The 2514-nt window shown below is 40.4% G+C and carries 4 protein-coding genes; all 4 read left to right on the forward strand.

Annotated features, from left to right (window positions below; translation table 11 throughout):
- The first annotated feature begins 429 nt into the window (after positions 1 to 429).
- The gene (gene rplM, locus B5D20_RS13465; RefSeq protein ID WP_078666705.1) at positions 430 to 864 is read left to right on the forward strand and encodes a 50S ribosomal protein L13; all 435 of its coding nucleotides are present in this window, start codon (positions 430 to 432) and stop codon (positions 862 to 864) included.
- A 21-nt stretch (positions 865 to 885) separates the two neighbouring features.
- Entirely contained in the window at positions 886 to 1284 is a 399-nt protein-coding gene (gene rpsI, locus B5D20_RS13470) for a 30S ribosomal protein S9 (protein ID WP_078666706.1), read from the forward strand.
- A gap of 185 nt (positions 1285 to 1469) precedes the next feature.
- On the forward strand, positions 1470 to 2144 hold the full coding sequence (locus B5D20_RS13475) for a hypothetical protein (protein ID WP_078666707.1): 675 nt from the start codon (positions 1470 to 1472) through the stop codon (positions 2142 to 2144).
- A gap of 164 nt (positions 2145 to 2308) precedes the next feature.
- On the forward strand, positions 2309 to 2514 hold a 206-nt coding region (locus B5D20_RS13480), incomplete at its 3' end, for a DUF4372 domain-containing protein (protein ID WP_078666708.1).

The raw sequence follows: 2514 nt of genomic DNA on the forward strand, positions 1-2514 counted from the left end.
ATGTGTTATGCTAGCAATGGCGATAGGGCGAATTCGGGAAAATCAGGCAGAGAAGATGCGGAGCCTGGTAGCTTAAAAAGGAGAAGAAAAGCATCTCTAATATGGGCAAAAAGTTACAGGCCGGATGATTAAGAAGTCATTTTAGGGCTAGTGGGATTAGTGCGCCCTTTTTTAGGATTTAAAAAAAGAGAGATACCATTATCCTTGCTAAAGAACTGAATGATAATGTTTAAAAAAAATTATTTATAATATTTTTAGCAATTTTCATTCTGAAAAAGGGTACATCGCAAAAAGCATCTGGAAGTTAACTATTGACATGACAACTTCTGCATATTACAATGATTTTATGACATGGTATGGAATACCCCTGCCCCGGAGGGTTTTTATACCACGATTTGCAGTTCTGTCAGGATGCAAGGAGGGAAAAACATGACCACCTATATGGCCAAACCCCAAGAGGTGCAGCGCAAGTGGTACATCTTGGATGCGACAGGAAAACCCCTGGGCCGCCTGGCTTCTGAAGCTGCCAGGTTGCTGCGGGGCAAGCATAAACCCATTTACACTCCCCATGTGGATACCGGTGACCATGTGATCATCATCAATGCCGAAAAGGTAGTCCTGACCGGGAAAAAACTGGATCAGAAAAAATGGCAGCGTCACTCCGGTTACCCGGGCGGATTTAAGTCCACTGACTACCGGACTCTGTTACAGACCAAACCGGAACTGGCTGTGCAGCTGGCTGTCAAAGGCATGCTGCCCCATAACCGGCTGGGTGACAAAATGTTGAAAAAGCTCCGCGTCTATCGGGGCAGTCAACATCCCCACCAGGCTCAACAGCCTGAGCTGTGGGTAGGTCAAGAGTAACAGAGGAAGGAGGTAGTAATAGTGGCTCAAGTAGTTCAATACTGGGGTACCGGAAGACGGAAAAATGCCGTTGCTCGTGTACGTCTGATTCCCGGTGGCACTGGCAGGATTCTGGTTAATAACCGGGAACTGGGTGAATATTTCGGGAAAAAGACTCTGGAAATGATCGTAAAGCAGCCTCTGGAAATCACCAATACTCTGGGCAAATTTGATGTCCTGGTTAAAGTTCATGGTGGTGGGATTTCCGGCCAGGCTGGCGCTGTGCGTCATGGCATCGCTCGTGCTCTGACTAAAGCAGATGAAGAATTGCGGCCTGCTTTGAAGCGGGCTGGTTTCCTCACTCGTGACCCGCGCATGAAGGAGCGCCGCAAGTATGGCTTGAAAAAGGCCCGCAAAGCTCCTCAATACTCCAAGCGTTAATTTCATATTGTCTGAATCTAATCCCTGCGACTACCTGTTTTTCCGGGTTAGGCGCAGGGATTTTTTAGAAAGTACATAAGTTTACGTAGGATATTGCATTGCAATAAAAGATTGTACATAATACTTGTAAGAGTATAATGCAAATGTGTGTCATGAGGAAAATAATATTTTTGGGGGTCCGTGAAGTGAAAAATAAATTGATTAATACGAGTTTTAGTGTTGTATTTCCCCGTCAGGCCCACATTCGTAGAAAAGCGTACGAATTAGAGGATAGACTAAAAAATTTATATTTGCAACCTGAGATCTTACCAGTTCCTGATGAAATTGACCCGGAAATGCCACGAATAATATTCAGCTCGCATCATGGTTATAGCCAATTGATTGTTTCGCAGGTAAACATTCAACTGACTGCATTCTATTCCCCGGACTGGCAAGAAAATATGGAATTAGGTAAAAAATATTTTATGGAACGCAGTTCTTTAATTTTTAACTTACTTGACTTAATTGGAGATATTAAACCTTATTTTTGCGGTATTACGAATAGAGCCCAAATTAACATAGACACTATAAGTGATAAGGTTGTTTTAAAACAGATAGCAAATACTTTTTTGAAAGAGTTATCTGATAATACAAGCGATATAGAAGTTAAAAATACCAAAATAGTAGATAATCGCTTTTATAGTAACATAATTGTACGTAATTTTCGCACATGGGAACACAATGACCATCAGGAAGTTATACGCCTTTCGAATAAAGGTGCGCTGAAGCGTGGTATTGAAGTAATTTGTGATTTTAATGACAGGTATGCATTCAATGAAATTGAAAATTATTTTTCCGATAAATCAATACTTAATCAGTAGCGTTGCATAAAATTTTTTAGAATTTGTCAAGCTGGGAATTAATTCGATTTAACACAAAATAGGCCGAATTATGCGTTTTTTAGCTGAGAAATATAAAAATCTCCTTTATAATAGAGATTAAGGGTAGTCCTTGCCCAAATCTCTAATATAAAGGAGAAGCTATAATGCGAGGCAAGGATATCACAAAATCCACATTTTTTCAATTGTTTCAGCCAATTTTTCACGAAAAAATTTTTCAGCTTATTAATAACGCAGGTGTTGACAAATACGTTAAAAAACTGACAGCACTTAAGCTATTCTATCTTCTGGCCTATGCCCAGTTAGAACAATTAAAAGGTCTACGGGATATTAGCAATAGCTTAAATAACGA

Source organism: Carboxydocella sporoproducens DSM 16521, from assembly GCF_900167165.1.
GTDB lineage: Bacteria > Bacillota.